We start from the raw sequence: 20,754 nt of genomic DNA on the forward strand, positions 1-20,754 counted from the left end.
TGCGTTGATTTGCGTTTTTCTGCGTTGCTGTGTTCTCACAGGCTCCAGAACATCCTCAGCGGGCAACAGATCCCCCTCAAAGGCTGAGGAAGAAAACTTATCCCCCTTCAGGCAAAGCGCGTCTATTCTGGGAGCCGAACCACCAGATTGCGTCTTGTCTGAGGATGATTGCCCCTCGCGCACCCTTAAGTCCCTTTCTGCCACTTGGGAACTTTTCAATGCTATGGTACACAGCCCGCAGAGATACGGCGCCCCGCCGTAATTACCCCAAACTATTCGAAGTAACTTGAAACTTTTCCGGACGAGCTATGACTAAACCTGTCGTCACGCGCTTTGCGCCTTCTCCTACCGGCTACCTGCATATTGGTGGCGCCCGTACAGCCCTGTTCAACTGGCTGCTGGCTAAACACAGCGGCGGCAAAATGCTGCTGCGTATTGAAGACACAGACCGGTCCCGCTCCACCGAGGAAGCTGTAGACGCACTTCTGGATGGCCTGTCCTGGCTGGGCATGGACTGGGACGGCGAGCCGATCTCCCAGTATGGCCGTGTTGATCGTCACCGCGAAGTGGCGGAGCAGATGGTTAAGGAAGGCACAGCTTACTATTGCTACTGCACGCCGGAAGAAGTGAACGAAATGCGCGAGAAGGCCCGCGCAGAAGGCCGTCCGCCGCGCTATGACGGCACATGGCGCGATCGTGACCCGTCTGAAGCTCCGGACAGCATCGCTCCTGCAATCCGCCTGAAAGCGCCGCTGGAAGGCGACACCATTGTAGAAGATCAGGTTCAGGGCACAGTCAAATTCGCAAATGAGAATCTGGACGATCTGATCCTCGTGCGCTCTGACGGAAACCCGACCTATATGCTGGCTGTTGTTGTCGACGACCACGACATGGGCGTAACCCACATCGTGCGCGGTGATGACCACCTGACCAACGCTGCACGTCAGACCCTGATCTACAAGGCTCTGAACTGGGATGTGCCAGTTATGGCGCATATCCCGCTGATCTACGGTCCGGACGGCGCAAAGCTCTCCAAGCGCCATGGTGCGATTGGTGCAGAAGCATACCGTGCAATGGGCTACCTGCCGTCCGCGATGCGCAACTATCTGGCACGCCTCGGCTGGTCCCACGGCGATGACGAGATCTTCTCCACCGAGCAGATGATCGAATGGTTCGGTCTGGACGCATGCGGCAAGTCTCCTTCCCGCTTTGACTTCAAGAAGCTGGAAAACCTGAACGCACACTACATGCGCTCTGAAGGCGACGAAGAGCTCTACCAGCACTTCCTCACCTACCTGATGGATGTGGAAGGCGGCGCTGACGTGATGGCGTGGCTTGCAGGAGATGGCAACCAGGACAAGTTCATGGCCGCCCTGCCAGGCCTGAAAGAGCGCGCAAAGACCCTTGTAGAGCTGCAGGAATCTGCACGCTATCTGTGGGTTCAGCGCCCGCTGGATCTGGATGCAAAGGCTGAAAAGATCCTGTCTAACGAGGCAAAAGCTGTTCTTGGCAAGGTGCTCCCAGCTCTGGAAGCCCTCACCGACTGGACCGTGGAAAGCACTGAGACTGCCGTTAAGGCAGTAGCGGAAGCAGAAGAGCTGAAACTCGGCAAAGTAGCTCAGCCATTGCGCGCTGCACTCACTGGTCGTGGGACATCCCCAGGCATCTTTGATGTGCTTGTCGTGCTCGGAAAAGACGAATCTTGCGCACGCATTCGTGATTTTGCAGCGTAATCCGCTGAAATTTCAGAGAAACTACCGCTACAAATGCCCGTTGGTCGTAGCGGTAGTTTCACTTATAACTAAAAGCGGTGGTTGCGGGTGCTTGCCCCATCGCGGCAAATGATATAGGCAGTTCCACGACAACACTCTCCTCCGGGCGGAAACGTCAGATCATGCAGTGTATTCATTTGTACACAAATGGAACAAGTCGCATGAGGAGATACAAAATGGGGGTTGCCTGATATGAGCGACAAAACAGCGAAACTGACTATTGGAGACAACAGCTGGGACTTTAACGTCCACTCTGGCTCCATGGGCCCTGATGTTCTGGACATCGGTTCGCTTTACAAGCAAACTGACCACTTCACACTGGACCCTGGTTTCACATCAACTGCCTCATGCGAATCCAAGATCACTTTCATCGATGGTGACGCAGGTACTCTGCTTTACCGCGGTTACCCGATTGAACAGCTCGCTGAACACGGCGACTTTTTGGAATCCTGCTACCTGCTGCTGTACGGCGAACTGCCAACACGCGCAGAAAAGGACGACTTTGTTCACCGCGTAACCTACCACACCATGATCCACGATCAGATGAGCTCTTTCTTCAAAGGCTATCGTCGTGACGCCCACCCAATGGCAGTCATGACCGGTACCGTTGGAGCTCTCTCGTCCTTCTATCATGACAGCACCGACATCTCCGATCCACACCAGCGCATGGTTGCTTCCCTGCGCATGATCGCGAAGATGCCGACCATTGCTGCAATGGCCTACAAATACCACGTTGGCCAGCCTTTCGTTTACCCAAGAAACGATCTGGACTACGCATCCAACTTCCTGCACATGTGCTTCGCAGTTCCATGTGAGGAATACAAAGTAAATCCGGTTCTGGCTCGCGCTATGGACCGTATCTTCATCCTGCACGCTGACCACGAGCAGAACGCTTCCACCTCTACAGTCCGTCTTGCTGGTTCTTCAGGCGCGAACCCATTTGCATGTATTGCAGCTGGTATCGCATGTCTGTGGGGTCCATCCCACGGTGGTGCAAACGAAGCAGCTCTCAACATGCTCTCCGAAATCGGCTCTGTTGACCGTATTCCTGAGTACGTTGCACGTGCAAAAGACAAGAGCGATCCGTTCCGCCTCATGGGCTTCGGTCACCGCGTCTACAAAAACTACGACCCACGCGCACGCATCATGCAGAAAACCTGTCATGAAGTGCTTGCTGAGCTGGGCCACCAGGACGATCCGCTTCTCGAAGTGGCAATGGAACTGGAAAAAGTTGCTCTCACCGATCCTTACTTCGTTGAGAAGAAGCTTTACCCGAACATTGACTTCTACTCCGGCATCACCCTGCGTGCTCTGGGCTTCCCAACCACCATGTTCACCGTGCTCTTCGCACTGGCTCGTACAGTAGGTTGGATCGCACAGTGGAAGGAAATGATTGAAGATCCTTCCCAGCGTATCGGTCGTCCACGCCAGCTGTACACCGGCTATTCCGAGCGTGACTATCAGCCAATCGACCAGCGTCGTTAAAAACATTCTGTCGAAAAGCGGTCTCCGGTTTTCGGCAAATGTAGCGAAGCTCAAGAAGCTGATTAGCGATACTTCAGAAAAAGGAGGCATTTTGCCTCCTTTTTTATTTGAAACATTCCGTTTGCATTCAGCCCCTGCAAACCATGAGGCATCTTAATCCTGTTCTTGCCTCGCCACTTCCCTATCCTCAACCTTTGAGCCAGCGTCTGGCATGCCACCGGCATCAGGAAAGGAAGTGTTGATGCGCCTTGTACCTCTCCCCGTTTTTGCGGCTGTTGCCCTCTTCTCAACCGGCCTGGCACCCTACGCATTAGCCAACACAGACGTTACAGAAGCGACCAGAGACGTTTCCATCTCCGAGCTCAGCATGCAGGACGGCACCTCAGACAACTCCATCTGCGTTGAGCGCTACGGTGACGGCTACACGGTCTCCCCCTCCAAGGAAGCGCCAAAGCGCACCTACATCAGCGACAAAGGCCACACAGTCACTCTGGTAGACCGCAGCGAGATCATGGGACAAGGCATCTTTGCTGAGCATGACCGGTTCATGATGACATTCCCGGGCAATGAAGAGGAAGAAATTGAGGTCACACAGTTCGTCACCGGCCTGATTGGCGGAGACAGCTACAGCGGTGTCTTCACGGATGGCACCTGCACAGGCAAGGTTTCCGTTGGCCCATGGACGCTGCCCTAAGACTCTCTCAAACCCAACCGCAGAGCCTAGGATTTTTCTCAAACACAGGCTGGTTCAGAACTGATGCGTTAAGCGGCACTCTCTAAACTCCGCAGGCAGGCAACTGGCAGCAACGCAGCCGCCACACTTTCCGAAATGAGAGGTAGGACACAGCAGGGATCGAAATGGGAGTGTATATGCGCCTAAACCAACTGAAGTATGCAGGTGTCTTGCTCGCCGTCACCCTTGCTATGCCGGGGCCAGCCCACAGCCAGTTCATTCATCGCGACAACCGGGCAAATCCGTTCACCGACCTAAAGCGCCTCTCCACATCCCGCCAGATCTCCATTCAAAGCCTGACTGTCCTTACAGATGCGGTGGGCGTTGAGTTCTGCAAAGAGCGTTATGGCAACGGCTACACCGTTTCTCCGAACCCCAATGGACGGCGCGGCCAGTTTGTCAGCGATAAAGGCCACAAGTTCAGCCTCTACGCCCGCAGTGAGCTGCGTGGGGATGGCATCTATGCCGAGCACTCACAGGTGCTGATCACCTTCCCCAACGAACCGGATCAGGAAGTAGAGATCACCCAGTTCATCACCGGCTTCATCAACTCAAAAATGTTCAGCGGCGTCTTTTCTGACGGCGTCTGCTCCGGCAGGTTCTCCGTCATCAATGTTAAATGACACCGTCTGCTGACTACGCGCTCACTTCCAGACACTTGCTGATGGATGTCTCGGAGGTTTTGTAGGTCCGGAACCCAATCGCTTCATAGTAGCCCAGCCCCTCCGGATTGCTCGCCCCAATGGTCGCATCAATCTTCTCAAGGCCAGCCCCTTGCGCAGCTTCCAACGTGGATACAAACAGCACCCGCCCAACACCACGGCGCGCCGCACTCGGGCGCACATGCGTGCCAATAATGCCCCAACCCGGCGTCACATCGTATGGATTGCCTTCTGAAGCACGTTTCAGGATCTGCAGGCCGAGCAGAGCCCCATCCTCACCTTCAACCACAGAGCAGCGAATTCTGTCTGCATGGGCAATGTAGTTCGAGCGCACATACTCTTCATCGCTCGGCAGGCTCCGCTTTCCAAGCGCTGCCAACTCCTGCAAAAATCCGCTGACTTCCGCAGCATCCGCCAGAACGGCTTCTCTGACTTTCATGAAAGACCTCAAAGTGTGGATGTGCCCTAAACCACGACTGCGGCGGGCAATAAGAACAACAGAGCGGCAACTCTAGCACAATGCCTCAGGCACAAACGCCTACCCAACGCGCAAACCTTCAGTTTTCACCTATGTTTATGTGTAGTGCATTAGAAACTGGCTAAATCCAAAAGCACGCTTCAAACCTATTCTTCATCCTAATGAAAATCAAAGCGCAACAGGAGCATTTGCGTTAACGCAGCAGGACTACTCTTTGCGCGGCCTTTGGCCGGAAAAAGCAACGAGTGGTGGCACCCCATGAAGAAAATTCTCTGCGCAGCAGCAAGCCTCGGCGCAATCGCCTTTGTCAGCACCGCAGCACTGGCAGACAATCACAGCCTCGGCAGCGACAACGAAACCGTCACATTCTCCGACCTGACAATGGCAGATGGAACGCCCGATGACGGCACCTGCGCAAAACGCTATGGATCAGGTTACAAAACCACCGATCACCCCGACACAAACTCACAGGAAGCCCAGAAAACAACGACTGAGGGCCACGACATCATCATCTCCTCCACCGGAGGCACCATTGGTGATGGCATCCTGTCCATCGAGAATGAGTACGAGATCATCTTTCCCAACGATGAGCACAAAGAAGCCATCGACGTGAAGATGTTTGCCACCGGCCTGATCGGCAGCGGCACAGCCTCCGGCGTCTTTTCCGACGGCACCTGCCGCGGCAAGGTCACCATCCAATCTGCGCAGCAATAGGATAAACGCCCGATGAAAGCTGTCATATGTGCAGCTCTGAGCTTGTTTATTTTTGGCCACGCAACAACCGTGGCTGAAGCGCTAAGCATTCGTGTTGGCCTCGGCGATAAAATCACGACCTTCTCGAATGTCACCCCGCTCCACAACAAGGCAGATGCAAGCATATGCAAACAGCGCTACGGCAAGAGTTTCATAACAAAAGGCCATGCAGCGACGATTGAAAAGGAACGTCTGGTTACCACCTCCGAAGGTCAAAAGATCGAACTCATTTACCTAGGTGGATATGTCGGAAGCGGAGTGTACTCCATTGAAAACCAGTACAAGTTCACCTTTCCAAATGAAGGAAACCGACAGCCAGTCAAACTGCAACTCGCAGCAACAGGCTTTATAGGCGCAGGCCGCGCCACCGGCGTTTTCTCAGACGGCACATGCGTCGGCGAAATAACAATCGAGCTGACAACCTTGCACAACGGCAAGACCTACTCGTCAAAACAGAGCAATGGCCCAGACAAGAAGTAGTGAGAATATCATGAAAGCTCTATTCTATCCCGCGATCATCCTTACGACACTGGCCATCACCAGCACCTCTGCGCTGGCCGTCGCCCAAAGGTTGGGTCCGGGCGACAAAGAAATCACCTTCTCCAACCTCTCCATGACAGACGGCAGCCCGGATGACGGCACCTGCGCCAAGCGCTACGGCGAAGGCTTCACCACCAAGAACCACCCAGACTCCACCAATGACGCCCTCAAACGCGGAACCGACAAAGGCCACGACATCCTCGTGATTTCCATCGGCGGCAGCGTGAGCGCTGGCATTTTCTCCATTGAGAACGAGTATGAAATCATCTTCCCGGATGACGAGAGCAAAACACCCGTTGATGTGGAACTGGCCGCCACAGGCCTCGTGGGAAGCCAGGAAGCCACCGGCGTCTTCTCAGACGGCACCTGCCGCGGCACTCTCGATATCAAGGTGCTGAGTAACTGAGCACATACAAAAAAGGCCTGAAGTTCCCCTCAGGCCTTTCAGATTTCAACTTAAAGCACCGCTTTAAGTGACAGATCAAATGACTCTTCGTTTTCAATGGACTACACCCACTTTATGAATCATTTTGAAAAGCACTTAAACTGAGAGACCAGCCGTCTCCAGAATGATCCGCGCAGCTTTACCCGCCTGGCTTTCACCTTCAGGCAAACGCATCTTTTCATCAATACGAGAAAACGCATCCAGCTGCGCCTGCCGCTCCGGACTGTTAGAAAGCAGCGCCAGAACACCCTTACTGAGAGCTTCAGGGCTGGCCTCTTCCTCAATGTACTCTTTGATGCTGTAATCACCCAGAACAAGGTTCGGCAGCACAATAGTGTCCACCGCAACAATCTTGATAAAGCGGTTGATCTGCTTCAGACGGCGGAAGAACCAGTCCAGCTTATACGCAATCACCATAGGCACACCGGCAATCGCCAGCTCCAGAGAAACCGTTCCACTCGCCGCAAGCGCTGCATTGGCACGCCGCAGAGCTGCAAACTTTTCAGCCTCTCCCGTCACAATACGCGGCTGCACACTCCAAGACTTTACGCCTTCGCGAATGCGCTGTTCCTGATGCGGCACCGCCGGAATGGTCACCTCCACATCCGGGTCCTGCGCACAGATCAGCTCAACAGCTTTGCCAAACGGCTCCAGCAACCGCGAAACCTCGCTGGTTCGAGACCCCGGAAGCACCACCAGTTGCTTCTTGCCATCTCCCAACTCAGCACGCTCACCCGCAGCAGGACGCAGATCACTCAAACGCTCAATCAGCGGATGCCCTACATAATCGCAGGGCGGCCCACCAAGGCGCTTATGTGCATCCGGCTCAAACGGCAGCAGCGCAAGCAGCTGATCAACATAAGCCGCCATCTTCTTCGCCCGGCCCGGACGCCACGCCCAAACAGACGGGCTCACATAATCCACCACCGGAATATGCGGCGCTTTCTTGCGTACACGCTTGGCCACATTATGCGTAAAATCCGGGGAGTCGATGATAAGCAGCAAATCCGGCTGCTCGGCAATCACTGCATCAACTGTCTGATGCACGCGGCGTATAATGGTTGGCAAACGCTCCAGCACAGCCGTGATGCCCATCACGGCAATATCGTGCAGCGGAAAGATGGACTGAACACCCTGCGCAGCCATCCGCTCTCCACCAAGCCCGCAAACCTCAAGGCGATCACCAATGCGCGCCCGCAAGGCTTTGATCACTTCAGCACCGAGCTGGTCACCGGATTCTTCACCAACAACAAAGAACAGTTTGAACGGCTTTACGGCTTTCAACTCGCTCATGTGTCAGCCTCTTCGCCGCGTGTACAGCCATAAAGAAACACACCCAGCTCATCGCAGAGGCGCTCAACTTCATCGCGATGAGCAACAAGCACACGCCCGGCCTCCACGCAAACGCCTTGCAGCTGCGCCTCAGCGGCTTTGCGGATGGTTTGCGGCCCAATGCCCGGCATATCCAAACGAAGGTCCTGCTGCGGCTTAGAACACTTCACAAGCACACCCGCAGCCCCTTTTGAGCGAACCCGTCCGTTTTCACGCAAGGCGGCAACACGTTCAAGCATGGCATCCGTGCCTTCCGCCCCTTCAACGGCCACAACGCGCGCATTAACAGCAATCGCGCCCTGCCCGATATCCAGCCGGCCCAGTGCATCCACCGCCTCAATGGCAAGCGTCATATCACTCAAGGCTTTTTTGCTCGGCTTAGGACCAGCCACATGCCCCGGGCTTGCAACCAGCTCAGGAGCAACTTCATGAGCACCAACCACGTGCAGTCCCTCTCGCTCAAATATCCCAGCAACTTTCACCAACAGATGATCATCACCGCCAACCACAGCAGCAATAATACGCGGCAAGCGCCACATCGTACCAAAATCCCCAAGGATGGATGTGAAATCCGGGCGCCGCTGCACACCGCCGATCAAAACAACGTCACGCACGCCTTTAGATTTCAGCGTCGAGAACAGCTTTCCAATCTGCCCCCAGCCAAGCTCGACGGGATTAAACGCAGAAAGGGAGGCATCTGCCTCCCCCTTAATCGCAATAGTAACGACTTCACGCCCTTGCGCCATAGCTGAACGAATGACCAGACCCGGCAAATCGCCACCACCAGCAATCACAGCAATAGGTGCCTGTTTCACCATGAACTCAAAACAGACCCTTATTCGCCATTGTTGCGCGGCGTACAAAACCGGCGCTTCTCATCTTCCAGCATGAACGACGTCATCGTCTGCACACCTTCAAACTCAGCGTATTTGGTGCGCGCAGCCTCAGCGCGGGACCGCAGCGTTCCTTCCTCGCTGTTGAAGACTTCCTTATAGGCTCCACGAAGAGCATGGATTTCTTCACGAGAGAAGTTGCGGCGCTTCAAACCAATCAGATTAAGCCCGGCAAGGCGCGCGCGATCACCAATAACGGAACCATAAGGGATCACATCAAACTCAACGCCGGTCAAACCACCAACGATGGCATGCGAACCAACACGGCACCACTGACGCACAGCAGACAGACCACCAAAGATCACAAAGTCTTCAACTTCCACATGACCGGCAAGCGTCGCATTGTTCGCCAAAATGACGTTATTGCCCACGATGCAGTCATGCCCCACATGGGTGCCCATCATGAACAGACCGCCACTACCAACCCGCGTGACGCCACCACCACCGGCAGTGCCAGGGTTCATGGTCGCGTGCTCACGGATCTGGTTGTCTTCACCAATCTCCAGAAGCGTATCTTCGCCGGAAAATTTCAGATCCTGCGGCTGATGCCCCAAGCTTGCAAATGGAAAGACCTTTGTCCGGGCACCAATGGTTGTCCGTCCTGCGATCACCACATGTGAAACAAGCTCTACATCATCGCCAAGTGTTACCTTGGGCCCCACCATGCAGTAAGGACCGATCTTGACATTCTCTCCAAGTACGGCCCCATCCTCGATAATTGCGGTGGGATGAATCTGTTGCATCAATGACCTCAATTCGCCTCGTCTGAATCGACAAGCATCGCGCTGATTTCAGCTTCAGCGACCTTCTGACCATCAACCATTGCAACACCTTCGAACTTCCAGATGGTTGCGCGGTTGCGGATCTTCTTCACATGAAAGCGGACCTGATCACCAGGAACCACTGGCTTACGGAACTTACACTTATCGATGGTCATAAAGTAAACCAGAGAAGGCACATCCGTCTTTTCACGGGCATGAACGCAAAGCGCACCAGCAGTCTGAGCCATCGCTTCGATAAGCAGAACACCCGGCATTACAGGCTGGCTAGGAAAATGCCCCTGAAAATGTGGCTCATTGATGGTTACATTCTTGATACCAACACCAGAATTATCACCGTCCATATCTACGATACGGTCAATCATCAGGAATGGATAGCGGTGGGGCAGCAGCTCCATAACCCGCATGATATCCGCAGTTTCCAGTGTTTTGGTCTCTACATCACTCATAATAATGCCTCAGCAATATTGGTTGGACTGGCGCTCGCCTCTCATAGAGACAGTGAGGACACGCCCTCCTCGTTCACCAGCCACCCCAGTTAACTTTCGGGAGAAACTCCCGGTTCTAATCTGTTACTTCTTGCCGCTCTGAGACGTCAGACGACGCAGTACGGTCATTTCCTTGAACCACTCACGGATCGGCCGTGCCGGAACACCACCATAACGCCCACCTGGCGCCAGATCGTCGTGTACAGCACTCACACCAGCAACCTGCGCACCCATTCCAATGCGAACATGACCGGAAACACCAGCCTGCCCGCCCAGAACGACGTAGTCCTCAAGGGTCGAACTTCCGGAAATCCCCACCTGAGAAACAATCACACAGTGCTTGCCGATATTCACGTTGTGGCCAACCTGAACCTGATTATCAATCTTGGTCCCATCGCCCACAGTCGTATCACGGTTCGCACCGCGGTCTATACAGGAGCCAGCACCAATTTCAACATCATTTCCTAGCATAACTCGGCCCAGCTGGGGAACCTTGATATGTCCGCCTGGACCCATCGCAAAACCAAAGCCATCCTGCCCCAAGCTTACGTTTGGGTGAATAATGACGCGGTCACCAAGCACGGAATGCTGCAGGCTGGCGTTTGCTCCAATGGAACAATTCTCACCCAACTGACAGTTGGCAGCAATCACTGCATTCGGACCAATGCGAGACCCAGCCCCAATCACCACGTCAGCGCCAATCACGGCACCCGCTTCAACAACAACACCTTCGCCCAGCTTAGCACTCTCTTCAACATAAGCACGCGGGCTAACAGAAGTTTCGCAAGTTACAGGAAGCGGCCGCATAGCATCCGGATAGAGCTCCGCCAGAACCTTCGCCAACGAACGATACGGCTCTTTAGCAAGCAGCGGAACAACACCTTCAGGAACCTTCTCCAGATGCTTCTTGCTCACCAGACAAGCCGTTGCCTTTGTGCCTTCAAGCTGATCCAGATACTTAGGGTTATCGATGAACACGAGCGTTCCAGGAACGCCTTCATCCAACGGAGCGACACCGGAAATGGTCAGCTCACGATCACCACGAACAATCTCTGCCCCAGCCCATTCAGCAACTTGCTTAACTGTTATTGTTTGAGCTTCAGGGAAGAAAACCGGGCTCATTTCAGACTGATTTGATGGTTCTGTCATAGGGTCCTACAAAAAAAATCGGCCGCCGAGGGTTTCGGCGACCGATTATAATCAAATTTTAAGCGGATCAGAAGCGTGTACCACCACTGAGCTTGAATACCTGCGTTTCATCAACATCGTTTTTGAGCACAGGCCAAGCAAAGTCAGCACGCAGCGGTCCAAACGGAGACTGCCAAAGCACACCAAAGCCCACGGATGCACGCAGATCGAAGTCTTCAGACTGGATGGTGTCGCCAATCACACTGGAAAGTTCGCTGTCGATACCCCACAAGGAACCTGCATCAGCAAAGACTGCACCAGACAATCCAAGTTCTTCAGGGAAGACCGGGAACGGGAACTGACCTTCAACAGTACCAGCAACGTAGTACTTACCACCAAGTGCATCACCACCGGTCTCATCACGTGGACCATAACCGTTGGTTGCAAAACCACGAATACGATCAGGAGAGCCCTGGAACTGGTCCGTTACACGCAGACGATTTCCGATGGATTCGATGTAACCAGCTGAACCCTTCACAAAGCCAACAAGACCCCATTCAGCGTAAAGCTCTTCGAATGCACTCGCTTTAACTTGACCGCGAAGATACTGAGATTCACCACCCAGACCGGCAATTTCCTGCTCATAAGAAGCAACATAACCATCGCGCGGGTTCAGGTTGTTATCCAGCGTATTGTAGACAAAAGAGAAGCCAGCAAGAGACGTCGTGTATTGACCGAGTGAGTCACAAACACCCAAAGACACACCGTCTGCACAATCACTAATACCAGTAGAGTCACTACGGGTCAGATCACGCTGATAAAGCTTGTAGAACAGGTTCAGCGTCAACTCGTCTTCACGAAGCGGAAGACCGAAGTTCACTGCACCACCAGTTGTCTGCTCTTCGTATGCACGTGTGCTGTTCTGGTCGTATACGCGGCGGTATACATCCAGACCTGCGGAGATACGGCGGCCCATGAAGAATGGTTCAACGAACTTGAACTCATACTTCTGGTTATCGGTACCACCACCAACAGCAGCTTTCACGTACTGACCACGGCCAAGGAAGTTGCGCTCGGTGATGGAGATATCACCGATCACACCATCGGAGGTGGAGTAACCCACACCGAATGAAACTTCACCGGTTGGCTGCTCTTCAACATCCACATTGATGATCACACGGTCAGGAGCGCTGCCCTGCTGGCGGGTAATGCGAACATTCTTGAAGTAACGAGTGTTACGCAGACGACGCTCAGCCTTATCCAACAGGATTCGGTTGTAAGCATCACCTTCAGCGAGATCGAACTCGCGGCGGATCACGTATTCACGCGTACGATCATTACCGCGAACATTGATACGCTCAACATAAACACGAGGACCTTCTTCGATCAGGTAAGTGATCGAAACAGTCTTATTCTCGTAGTCACGCTCACCGCGAGGGCGAACCTGAGCGAACGCGTAGCCTGCTTTGGAAACTTCCAGCGTCAGAGCTTCAAGCGTCTTTTCAACTTCGAGAGAGTTGTAAGTATCACCAGACTGAGTGCGCAGGTACTGACGCATCGCTTCTGGATCGATCGCGGACAGAGAAGTATCGATTTCGATATCACCGAACTCGTACTGTTCACCTTCATCAACCGTGAAAGTTACGTAGAAGATGTTCTGCTCGCGGTCCAGATCTGCAACGGCAGAAACAACGCGGAAGTCAGCGTAACCCTTCTGGTAGTAGAACTGACGCAGAGCTTCCTGATCCACCTCAAGGCGGTCCGGGTCATAAACGTCGGTTGTACGCAACCAGCCAAGGAAACCACTTTCGCGGGTCTGGATCTGCTCACGCAGGTAGCCGTCGGAGAAAGCTTTGTTACCGATGAAGGAAATACGGGCAACGCCTGTCTTATCACCTTCTTCAATTTCAAAAACCAGATCCACACGGTTATTGGCACGCTCAATAATCTTCGGCTCAACAGACGCACGATAGCGACCGGAGCGACGATAAGCTTCCAGAAGGTTCTGAGCATCAGACTGAACACGCGCCCGTGTCAGCATGGACCGCTCGGAAGAACGCACAACTGATTGCAGAGCCTGGTCTGTCAGTCGCTTGTTACCTTCAAAGGAGATTTTGCCGATAACTGGGTTTTCTTTAACATCAACAACAAGAGTGCCGCCGCGCTGCTCGATGGAAACATCAGCAAACAGACCGGTCGCATAAAGCGTAGTCAGGCTCTCGTCGATATCAATTGCAGAAAACGATTTTCCTGGACGGATAGTCAGGTAGTTACGAACTGTTTCATCTTCGATGCGGGTAGCACCATTGACTACAATCTTGTTAACCACCGCGGCCTCGGCAACCCCTGCTCCGATGAACGGAACCCCAACCGGAGCAACTGTACTAGTAGCTGCAACGGCCATTGCCAAAAGCGACACACGTGACAGGTTCTTAAATGACTGCATAGAACTGCTATGCCTTTTATTTTCAGCCTGAAGTTGCACTAGTCCCCTGATCCTCAGATCACTAATGCGCCTCAGGGTAATGGATAGAATCTGAAACACCTAGGAACTTTGTACAAGGTTTTCAGAGTAAAGCAAGGCGCCACAACCGGATTTAATGCAATTTGCCCAATCCTTTGCCCAACCTTCGGTTACGCAACTTACCTAAGAGCCGATTATCGACCGCAGATCATTCCAGGTCGCAAAAACCATTAGAAGTAGAACCAGAGTGATTCCGATACGGAACCCGAAATCCTGCAGTTTTTCACTCAACGGCTTCCCCCTTACAATCTCGATGATGTAGTACAGCAAGTGCCCCCCATCCAGCATGGGAACCGGCATGAGGTTGAGTAAACCAATAGAAATTGACAAAACTGCGGTAAGGTTAATTAGCGGTAAAATACCATGGGTCGCAACTTGCCCTGAAATTTGCGCTACGCGAATCGGACCACCCAGTTGATCCGGATCTTCTTTACCAAGGAAGAGACCGCCAATATAACCCAATGTCCTGTCTAGAATATACCATGTCTCTTTTACCCCTTCACCTACGGCTTCCACGGGGCCAAATCGCTTCACTATGATATCTTCTTGGGAAGTATTCCTCTGAATACCCAGAATGCCAACTTTCTGAGTGTTTCCAAAACCATCACTAATTTCCTGCAGTTCCGGCGTTGCAGTCAGACGCTCAATCGCATCTCCGCGCTCGACATCGATTTCCATCGGAACGCCTGCGCTCGCGGTCACGAGACGCTGTACATCACTGAAGCTCTCCACAGGGCTGCCATCAATGGCAACAATCAGGTCCCCTGGCATCATGCCAGCCATCTCGGCGGCACTGCCCGGACGCACCTGATCCACGCGCGGCAATGTTTCGTATTTTCCTAAAAATCCAAACATTGCTGCAAAGATAAGAATAGCGAGGATAAAATTGGCAATAGGCCCTGCGGCCACAATTGCGGAGCGCTGCCACGGGTTCTTTGCAAAGAATGCAGTCCGGCGCGTCTCTTCATCCATTCTGGCTTGCTCATCACGGTCAGGAACACTTGCAGCATTCTCATCACCGGAGAACTTCACATAGCCACCCAGCGGGATGGCACAAACCTTCCAGCGCGTACCGTGTTTATCGTCACGACCAAACAGCTCCGGCCCAAACCCAACTGAAAACGCAAGAACCCTGACGCCGCACCAGCGCGCAACGAGAAAATGCCCCAGTTCATGGAAAAACACGACCACGGTAAGCACAGCCAAGAAAGGGATGATGACTCCGAGCGAACCACCAAGAACTGAACTCAGAACGTCCATGCGAACAGCCTTACCTTATTTTTTGCAGGAAGCGCCGGATTAGGCAGCCATCTTCCCAATAACTTCGTTTGCAACTCGACGCGCTACCTGATCCAACTGAAGAATCTCCTCCAGCTGATCTGAACAATCTAGCATATTTTGCGTATGAAGCCGATTCAGAACATCCTCAAGAAGCTCTGGTATCTGCAGGAAACCGATCTTCCGTCCAAGAAACGCTTCCACAGCAACTTCGTCAGCTGCATTAAAAACAGTGCCTGCCCCGTCACCCATCTCCATCACACGCCGTGCGAGTGAAAGAGCAGGAAAACGCTCTAAATCAGGCTTTTCAAAGTCCAGACGCCCGATCATCCCCAGATCAAGATCCGCAACCGGAGCTGTCTTGCGGGTTGGCCAGGCCAGACAGTGAGCAATAGGTCCACACATATCCGGAACAGACATATGGGCCAATAATGACCCATCACAATATCTAACCATCCCATGGACAATTGATTGTGGATGGACCACCACATCCAGCTGATCCGCCGTAATCGGGAACAAATGGAAAGCTTCAATCAGCTCCAAACCCTTGTTCACCATGGACGCACTATCTATGGTGATGCGCTGCCCCATGGACCAGTTTGGATGCTTCAAAGCCATCTCAGGCGTAGCAACCCGCATCTCGTCCAGTGTGGATTTACGGAACGGCCCACCAGATGCAGTGACAATCACCTTGTCGACGGCTTTAGGGTCATCCTGCTCAAACACCTGAAAGATCGCATTATGCTCAGAGTCCATTGGCAGCAGTTTGGAGCCGTGCTTCTCAGTAAGCCCACATACAATAGTGCCTGCACATACCATGGTCTCTTTATTAGCCAGCGCAATATTACTGCCAGCCTTGATGCCTTCAACGGTCGGCTCCAACCCAGCCGCACCAACCATGGCTGAAACAAGCAGATCAACTTTCTGACCAGCCGCTTCCAGCACCGCAGCACGGCCTGCAGAAACCTCAACACCAGTACCGGCCAAAGCATCCTTCAGCTCCTCATACTTGGTGGCATCGCCGATCACAGCACGTTTTGCATTGGTTTCGCGGCACGCTTTGGCAAGTGCCTCAACATTCCGGCCCGCAACAAGTGCGTTGACCTCATAGCGCTCAGGGCTGTGGGCGATAACTTTGAGCGTACTGGCTCCAACCGATCCGGTTGCTCCCAACACTGAGAGGGACTTTGTCATATCAACAACCCTTGCAAATCAAACACTCAGCACATGAAGCTGTAAACAGGCATCCTTAGGACGCAAAGAGCATCAACCCAGCGTTTGGATTAAACAGCTGACCGCCAAGCACAACACCAATCACATAGGAGAACACTGCAGCCGCAACAAGACCATCCACACGATCAAGCAGGCCGCCATGCCCAGGAATGAGACGGCTGGAGTCCTTAACTTTAAAGCGACGCTTCATGGAACTTTCAAACAGATCACCAAGCTGGGAGACCGCAGAAAGCACAACAGCAAGGCCAAACGCCCAAATCAGTTGAGATCCACCAACAGCAGCAACAAAACCCATTCCCAGCAGGGAAGAGAAGAACACGCCGCCAAGCGCGCCGCTCCAGGTCTTATTTGGAGAAACAGCAGGCCAAAGCTTAGGACCACCAAAGCTGCGACCACAGACATAGGCTGCAATGTCAGTACCCCAGACCACGAGGAAGAGGTAAATGATGAAGAACAGACCTTCATCCCCTTCCCGCAATGCCAGAAGCGAAACAAAAGTCAGGCCAGCATAAACATAGCCTTCACTCACCCAGCGCGAAACACGGTCGAAACCACCAGCGCTATAGAGCACCACGGCACCCGCAATCAGCGCACCGGCAATCCAGAGCGGCTGGGCCTGAAAATAGGCAAATCCAATAAACAGAAGAAACAGGTAACCCAACAGCACAACAGGACGCTGGGTGTTTTGCAGAATGATCTTGTACCATTCCCAATAAACAATCAGCATACCAACCAGCACAAGACCGGCAAACCAGAAACCACCTGCCCATGTCAGCGCCAAGGCGACAGGAGCTAGAATAACTGCGGAAAGAGCGCGTACCAGCAAATCAGGGTTTGCATTAAGTACGCGCCGGATAATTCCTCCGGAGGCGCCTTCAGAATTGTTCTGATTGTTTTTATCAGGCATTACGTCCCAGTCGCGTCAGAGCTCAAACCCCCGTACCGCCGATCGCGGTTAGAGAACGCCAGCAAAGCATCGTCAAAAGCACCTGAATCGAACTCAGGCCAGGGCGTAGGAGCGAAATAGAATTCGGCATATGCTGCCTGCCACAACAGGAAGTTGGAAAGACGCTGCTCTCCCCCCGTGCGGACAATGAGGTCCGGATCCGGCATTTCATGGGTATCCAGACAAGCGCTGACATCATCCTCCCCGATGTCAGCAGCCTTCAACTCACCAGCTTCCACGCGTTCGGCCAGCTTACGGGCAGCCCGGACATATTCGTCCCGCGCACCGTAGTTAAAAGCAATCACCAGGACCAACCCGGTGCAATGCGCAGTTTTCTGCTCCGCATCATTAAGCAGGGTCAGCATGGATTTATCGAGATTTTCCTTGGATCCGATAACGCGAACCTTCACATTGGCTTTCACCAGATCTTTCAGGTCGTCGTAGACAAACCGGCGCAGCAAAGCCATCAGGAAGGAAACTTCCTGTTGCGGGCGCGACCAGTTCTCGGAGGAAAAACTAAACAGCGTCAGGTAGGAGATCCCGCGCTTTTGTGCGTGTTTAACGGCTTCGCGCAGTGTTTTCACACCGCGCCGATGCCCTTCAGTACGCGGAAGACCACGACGCTGAGCCCAACGCCCATTGCCATCCATGATGATGGCGACGTGACGAGGCACACTCAAAAGTCCGATGTCGGAATTTGTATCTACTGCCTCAAATTCAACAGTCGCCGTCATATAGTCCCCGCTCTCAAACAGGATTAAACCTGCTTGATCTCCTGTTCTTTTTTGGCAAGTACGGAATCGACTTCGCCAATGATGTCGTCAGTCATCTTCTGAACCATGTCAGAAGCAGAACGCGCATCGTCTTCGCTCATTTCACCAGCTTTTTCGAGCTTTTTGATGGTGTCCATACCATCACGGCGAACATGACGTGCAGCGATCTTTGCTTGCTCGGCATATTTATGCGCAACTTTGACGAGTTCTTGACGACGCTCTTCATTAAGCTCAGGAATTGGCAGACGCAGGATCTGACCATCCACAACAGGGTTCAGACCAAGGCTGGATTCACGGATTGCCTTTTCAGTGGCAGCAACCATGGACTTGTCCCAGACCTGAACAGAAAGCATGCGAGGCTCTGGAACACTTACTGTTGCGACCTGGTTGATCGGCATTGGAGCGCCATAAGCGTCCACACTGATTGTGTCCAGCATACTTGCAGAAGCACGACCAGTACGAAGACCAGCAAATTCATGCTTCAAAGCTGTGATCGCACCATTCATGCGGCGGTCAAGATCGTCATAGTCCAGCTCTGACATAATTTCCTCTTTCACCTATCATTTATCGGACCGGCTTCCGAAAATTGAAAACCGGCCCGGGTCAAATTCTAACTTTTAAAACGCCAGTTGACGTTGATCAGTCTTCAATGACCGTAAATAGCCCCTGCCCGCGCAGCACATTAACAAGCGCGCCGGAGGTCTTGATGGAAAAGACAACTACAGGAATAGAGTTGTCTCGGGCAAGTGCAATCGCGGTCGCATCCATGACTTTCAGGTTCTTTTCAAGAACTTCCCCTGGTGTAAGCGTCTCAAAACGCTTCGCATCAGGCTTCAGCTTAGGATCAGCGTCATAAACGCCATCAACACTGGTACCCTTAAGGAACACATCGCACTGCATCTCTGCTGCGCGCAGCGCCGCACCAGAATCAGTGGTAAAGAACGGATTGCCCGTACCACCAGCAAACAGAATAACGTCCCCGTCTTCCATGTAACGCTCTGCACCGCGCTGAGTAAAGCTCTCACAAATAGAAGGAACCGGAACAGCAGAAAGCACACGCGCCTGAATACCGCGCTGACGCAGGGCATCGGCAAGCGTGAGCGAGTTCATGATTGTCGCCAGCATACCCATGTGGTCACCGGTGACACGGTTTCCGCCTTTGGCAGCCAAAGCCACACCACGGAAGATGTTACCACCACCAACAACGATGCCGAACTGCGCACCCAGGTTTACAGCCTCTGAAATTTCCGCCGCTACCCGTTCAACCACCTTTGGATCGATGCCAAAGTCCTGGTCGCCCATCAGCGCTTCCCCTGAAAGTTTCAGAAGAACTCGTTTCCAGCGAACACCATCAGACATAGTAAACCTCTTTTCATGCATCCAGATACAAAGAGGGCGTCGACTGAGTCGACGCCCTCAATAAATTAGTTACCAGCAGCAGCAGCAACTTCAGCTGCGAAATCTGTTTCTTCTTTTTCAATACCTTCACCAAGGGCAATGCGAACAAAGCCGGTGAGTTTGATTGGAGAACCGATTTCTTTAGCTGCTTCTTCAACGGCCTTCTCTACAGTCAGATCAGGGTTGATAACGAATGACTGCTTAACCAGTGTAACTTCTTCATAGAACTTACGCAGGCGACCTTCAACCATCTTTTCGATGATGTTTTCAGGCTTACCGGACTCACGAGCCTGTTCCATGTAAACAGTGCGCTCACGCTCAACTGCTTCTGGATCCAGTTCGTCAGTGTTCAGTGCCATTGGGTTGGTCGCAGCAACGTGCATTGCGATCTGCTTGCCCAGTGCTGCTAGCTTGTCTGCATCGCCTGCAGATTCAAGACCAACCAGAACACCGATCTTGCCGAGGCCTTCGCCAGCAGCGTTGTGCATGTAAGAAGCAACAACACCTTCGGAAACAGACAGACCAGCAGAACGACGAAGGGTCATGTTTTCACCGATGGTGCCAACAGCTTCCTTGATTTCGCCTTCAACAGTACGGTCTGTGCCTGGGTAAGGAGCAGCAGCCAGCTTCTCAACGTCGCCATCAACGGTAAGAGCGGTCGCAGCAATGTCACGAACCAGTTTCTGGAAGTTGTCGTTACGTGCAACGAAGTCTGTTTCGGAGTTAACCTCAACAACAACAGCTTTGTTGCCTTCAGCTGCAACTGCAACAAGACCTTCAGCTGCAACACGGCCTGCTTTTTTAGCAGCCTTTGCAAGGCCTTTGGTGCGCAGCCAATCAACTGCAGCTTCCATGTCGCCGCCTGTTTCTTTCAGGGCAGCTTTACAATCCATCATGCCAGCACCGCTAGTTTCGCGGAGCTCTTTCACCATAGCAGCGGTAATGCTCATCGTACGCCTCATGGACGGGAGTGTGTCTAAAAAAATCGGAGGAAACCGACTTCCCTACGGATCTATCCGATTTATCGCATAGCGATTGTGACGGTTCGGCGCATGCGCACAAACAATCACATAAAAACTGGAGGGGAAGCGCATAAATGCGCTTCCCGAGAGAA

General features: G+C 53.0%; 21 protein-coding genes. 7 read left to right on the forward strand and 14 right to left on the reverse strand.

Annotated elements, in window-relative coordinates:
- Positions 1–308: 308 nt before the first annotated feature.
- The 4 genes from gltX to AC3CB2_RS06685 all read left to right on the forward strand — a co-directional run bounded on the left by gltX (position 309) and on the right by AC3CB2_RS06685 (position 4,613).
- Positions 309–1,733: a glutamate--tRNA ligase gene (gene gltX / locus AC3CB2_RS06670; RefSeq protein ID WP_352929850.1), complete on the forward strand. Its 1,425-nt coding sequence runs from the start codon at positions 309–311 to the stop codon at positions 1,731–1,733.
- A gap of 231 nt (positions 1,734–1,964) precedes the next feature.
- Positions 1,965–3,257 (forward strand): citrate synthase, encoded by a 1,293-nt coding sequence (gene gltA, locus AC3CB2_RS06675; protein WP_008546659.1) that lies wholly within the window; start codon positions 1,965–1,967, stop codon positions 3,255–3,257.
- 241 nt (positions 3,258–3,498) lie between these two features.
- Positions 3,499–3,951, forward strand: a complete 453-nt coding sequence (locus AC3CB2_RS06680; protein WP_352929847.1) for a hypothetical protein — start codon at positions 3,499–3,501, stop codon at positions 3,949–3,951.
- A gap of 176 nt (positions 3,952–4,127) precedes the next feature.
- On the forward strand, positions 4,128–4,613 hold the full coding sequence (locus AC3CB2_RS06685; protein ID WP_054785292.1) for a hypothetical protein: 486 nt from the start codon (positions 4,128–4,130) through the stop codon (positions 4,611–4,613).
- Positions 4,614–4,626: 13 nt separating this feature from the next.
- Here AC3CB2_RS06685 and AC3CB2_RS06690 read toward each other — a convergent pair whose 3' ends face one another.
- Positions 4,627–5,091 carry a GNAT family N-acetyltransferase gene (locus tag AC3CB2_RS06690; RefSeq protein ID WP_352929844.1) on the reverse strand — a complete coding sequence of 155 codons (465 nt, stop codon included), beginning with the start codon at positions 5,089–5,091 and terminating at the stop codon, positions 4,627–4,629.
- A 297-nt stretch (positions 5,092–5,388) separates the two neighbouring features.
- Between AC3CB2_RS06690 and AC3CB2_RS06695 the strand changes: the two genes are divergently transcribed.
- The 3 genes from AC3CB2_RS06695 to AC3CB2_RS06705 are packed head-to-tail and all read left to right on the forward strand — an operon-like array spanning position 5,389 to position 6,829.
- Positions 5,389–5,844 (forward strand): hypothetical protein, encoded by a 456-nt coding sequence (locus AC3CB2_RS06695; protein ID WP_352929841.1) that lies wholly within the window; start codon positions 5,389–5,391, stop codon positions 5,842–5,844.
- Positions 5,845–5,856: 12 nt separating this feature from the next.
- Complete coding sequence (locus AC3CB2_RS06700) at positions 5,857–6,363, forward strand: hypothetical protein (protein ID WP_352929838.1); 507 nt, start codon at positions 5,857–5,859, stop codon at positions 6,361–6,363.
- Between the two features lie 10 nt (positions 6,364–6,373).
- Positions 6,374–6,829 (forward strand): hypothetical protein, encoded by a 456-nt coding sequence (locus AC3CB2_RS06705; protein ID WP_014285922.1) that lies wholly within the window; start codon positions 6,374–6,376, stop codon positions 6,827–6,829.
- Between the two features lie 135 nt (positions 6,830–6,964).
- Here the strand turns inward: AC3CB2_RS06705 and lpxB are convergent, their stop codons facing one another.
- The 13 genes from lpxB to tsf all read right to left on the reverse strand — a co-directional run bounded on the left by lpxB (position 6,965) and on the right by tsf (position 20,590).
- Entirely contained in the window at positions 6,965–8,161 is a 1,197-nt protein-coding gene (gene lpxB / locus AC3CB2_RS06710; RefSeq protein WP_352929834.1) for a lipid-A-disaccharide synthase, read from the reverse strand.
- Positions 8,158–9,018 (reverse strand): LpxI family protein, encoded by an 861-nt coding sequence (locus AC3CB2_RS06715; RefSeq protein WP_352929831.1) that lies wholly within the window; start codon positions 9,016–9,018, stop codon positions 8,158–8,160. The genes lpxB and AC3CB2_RS06715 overlap by 4 nt, the downstream gene beginning before the upstream one ends.
- A gap of 17 nt (positions 9,019–9,035) precedes the next feature.
- The gene (gene lpxA, locus AC3CB2_RS06720; RefSeq protein ID WP_352929828.1) at positions 9,036–9,836 is read right to left on the reverse strand and encodes an acyl-ACP--UDP-N-acetylglucosamine O-acyltransferase; all 801 of its coding nucleotides are present in this window, start codon (positions 9,834–9,836) and stop codon (positions 9,036–9,038) included.
- A gap of 8 nt (positions 9,837–9,844) precedes the next feature.
- The gene (gene fabZ, locus AC3CB2_RS06725) at positions 9,845–10,321 is read right to left on the reverse strand and encodes a 3-hydroxyacyl-ACP dehydratase FabZ (RefSeq protein ID WP_014285926.1); all 477 of its coding nucleotides are present in this window, start codon (positions 10,319–10,321) and stop codon (positions 9,845–9,847) included.
- Between the two features lie 123 nt (positions 10,322–10,444).
- Entirely contained in the window at positions 10,445–11,509 is a 1,065-nt protein-coding gene (gene lpxD / locus AC3CB2_RS06730; RefSeq protein ID WP_352929825.1) for a UDP-3-O-(3-hydroxymyristoyl)glucosamine N-acyltransferase, read from the reverse strand.
- 67 nt (positions 11,510–11,576) lie between these two features.
- Positions 11,577–13,934: an outer membrane protein assembly factor BamA gene (gene bamA / locus AC3CB2_RS06735; RefSeq protein WP_352929822.1), complete on the reverse strand. Its 2,358-nt coding sequence runs from the start codon at positions 13,932–13,934 to the stop codon at positions 11,577–11,579.
- A 201-nt stretch (positions 13,935–14,135) separates the two neighbouring features.
- Entirely contained in the window at positions 14,136–15,272 is a 1,137-nt protein-coding gene (gene rseP, locus AC3CB2_RS06740) for an RIP metalloprotease RseP (protein ID WP_008547147.1), read from the reverse strand.
- A gap of 39 nt (positions 15,273–15,311) precedes the next feature.
- Positions 15,312–16,484, reverse strand: a complete 1,173-nt coding sequence (gene dxr / locus AC3CB2_RS06745) for a 1-deoxy-D-xylulose-5-phosphate reductoisomerase (protein ID WP_352929819.1) — start codon at positions 16,482–16,484, stop codon at positions 15,312–15,314.
- A 55-nt stretch (positions 16,485–16,539) separates the two neighbouring features.
- Entirely contained in the window at positions 16,540–17,430 is an 891-nt protein-coding gene (locus AC3CB2_RS06750) for a phosphatidate cytidylyltransferase (RefSeq protein WP_352929816.1), read from the reverse strand.
- Entirely contained in the window at positions 17,430–18,203 is a 774-nt protein-coding gene (locus AC3CB2_RS06755; protein WP_008546902.1) for an isoprenyl transferase, read from the reverse strand. Before AC3CB2_RS06755 ends, AC3CB2_RS06750 begins: the two co-directional genes overlap by 1 nt.
- Positions 18,204–18,226: 23 nt before the next feature.
- Positions 18,227–18,784, reverse strand: a complete 558-nt coding sequence (gene frr / locus AC3CB2_RS06760) for a ribosome recycling factor (protein ID WP_008546529.1) — start codon at positions 18,782–18,784, stop codon at positions 18,227–18,229.
- Between the two features lie 97 nt (positions 18,785–18,881).
- Complete coding sequence (gene pyrH, locus AC3CB2_RS06765; protein WP_008546436.1) at positions 18,882–19,601, reverse strand: UMP kinase; 720 nt, start codon at positions 19,599–19,601, stop codon at positions 18,882–18,884.
- Positions 19,602–19,666: 65 nt separating this feature from the next.
- A complete protein-coding gene (gene tsf / locus AC3CB2_RS06770) occupies positions 19,667–20,590 on the reverse strand; it encodes a translation elongation factor Ts (RefSeq protein WP_054785282.1) in 924 nt (307 codons plus the stop codon).
- Positions 20,591–20,754 lie beyond the last annotated feature (164 nt).

The organism is Pseudovibrio sp. SCP20 (genome assembly GCF_057774105.1).

Coding starts and splice junctions, on each gene's coding strand:
- AC3CB2_RS06690 (WP_352929844.1), bottom strand. CDS start 5,091: ATGAAAGTCAGAGAAGCCGTTCTGGCGGATGCTGCGGAAGTCAGCGGA.
- fabZ (WP_014285926.1), bottom strand. CDS start 10,321: ATGAGTGATGTAGAGACCAAAACACTGGAAACTGCGGATATCATGCGG.
- frr (WP_008546529.1), bottom strand. CDS start 18,784: ATGTCAGAGCTGGACTATGACGATCTTGACCGCCGCATGAATGGTGCG.
- pyrH (WP_008546436.1), bottom strand. CDS start 19,601: ATGTCTGATGGTGTTCGCTGGAAACGAGTTCTTCTGAAACTTTCAGGG.
- AC3CB2_RS06750 (WP_352929816.1), bottom strand. CDS start 17,430: ATGCCTGATAAAAACAATCAGAACAATTCTGAAGGCGCCTCCGGAGGA.
- AC3CB2_RS06755 (WP_008546902.1), bottom strand. CDS start 18,203: ATGACGGCGACTGTTGAATTTGAGGCAGTAGATACAAATTCCGACATC.
- AC3CB2_RS06685 (WP_054785292.1), top strand. CDS start 4,128: ATGCGCCTAAACCAACTGAAGTATGCAGGTGTCTTGCTCGCCGTCACC.
- AC3CB2_RS06705 (WP_014285922.1), top strand. CDS start 6,374: ATGAAAGCTCTATTCTATCCCGCGATCATCCTTACGACACTGGCCATC.
- tsf (WP_054785282.1), bottom strand. CDS start 20,590: ATGAGCATTACCGCTGCTATGGTGAAAGAGCTCCGCGAAACTAGCGGT.
- lpxB (WP_352929834.1), bottom strand. CDS start 8,161: ATGAGCGAGTTGAAAGCCGTAAAGCCGTTCAAACTGTTCTTTGTTGTT.
- bamA (WP_352929822.1), bottom strand. CDS start 13,934: ATGCAGTCATTTAAGAACCTGTCACGTGTGTCGCTTTTGGCAATGGCC.
- AC3CB2_RS06700 (WP_352929838.1), top strand. CDS start 5,857: ATGAAAGCTGTCATATGTGCAGCTCTGAGCTTGTTTATTTTTGGCCAC.
- gltA (WP_008546659.1), top strand. CDS start 1,965: ATGAGCGACAAAACAGCGAAACTGACTATTGGAGACAACAGCTGGGAC.
- rseP (WP_008547147.1), bottom strand. CDS start 15,272: ATGGACGTTCTGAGTTCAGTTCTTGGTGGTTCGCTCGGAGTCATCATC.
- AC3CB2_RS06715 (WP_352929831.1), bottom strand. CDS start 9,018: ATGGTGAAACAGGCACCTATTGCTGTGATTGCTGGTGGTGGCGATTTG.
- gltX (WP_352929850.1), top strand. CDS start 309: ATGACTAAACCTGTCGTCACGCGCTTTGCGCCTTCTCCTACCGGCTAC.
- AC3CB2_RS06695 (WP_352929841.1), top strand. CDS start 5,389: ATGAAGAAAATTCTCTGCGCAGCAGCAAGCCTCGGCGCAATCGCCTTT.
- lpxD (WP_352929825.1), bottom strand. CDS start 11,509: ATGACAGAACCATCAAATCAGTCTGAAATGAGCCCGGTTTTCTTCCCT.
- AC3CB2_RS06680 (WP_352929847.1), top strand. CDS start 3,499: ATGCGCCTTGTACCTCTCCCCGTTTTTGCGGCTGTTGCCCTCTTCTCA.
- lpxA (WP_352929828.1), bottom strand. CDS start 9,836: ATGCAACAGATTCATCCCACCGCAATTATCGAGGATGGGGCCGTACTT.
- dxr (WP_352929819.1), bottom strand. CDS start 16,484: ATGACAAAGTCCCTCTCAGTGTTGGGAGCAACCGGATCGGTTGGAGCC.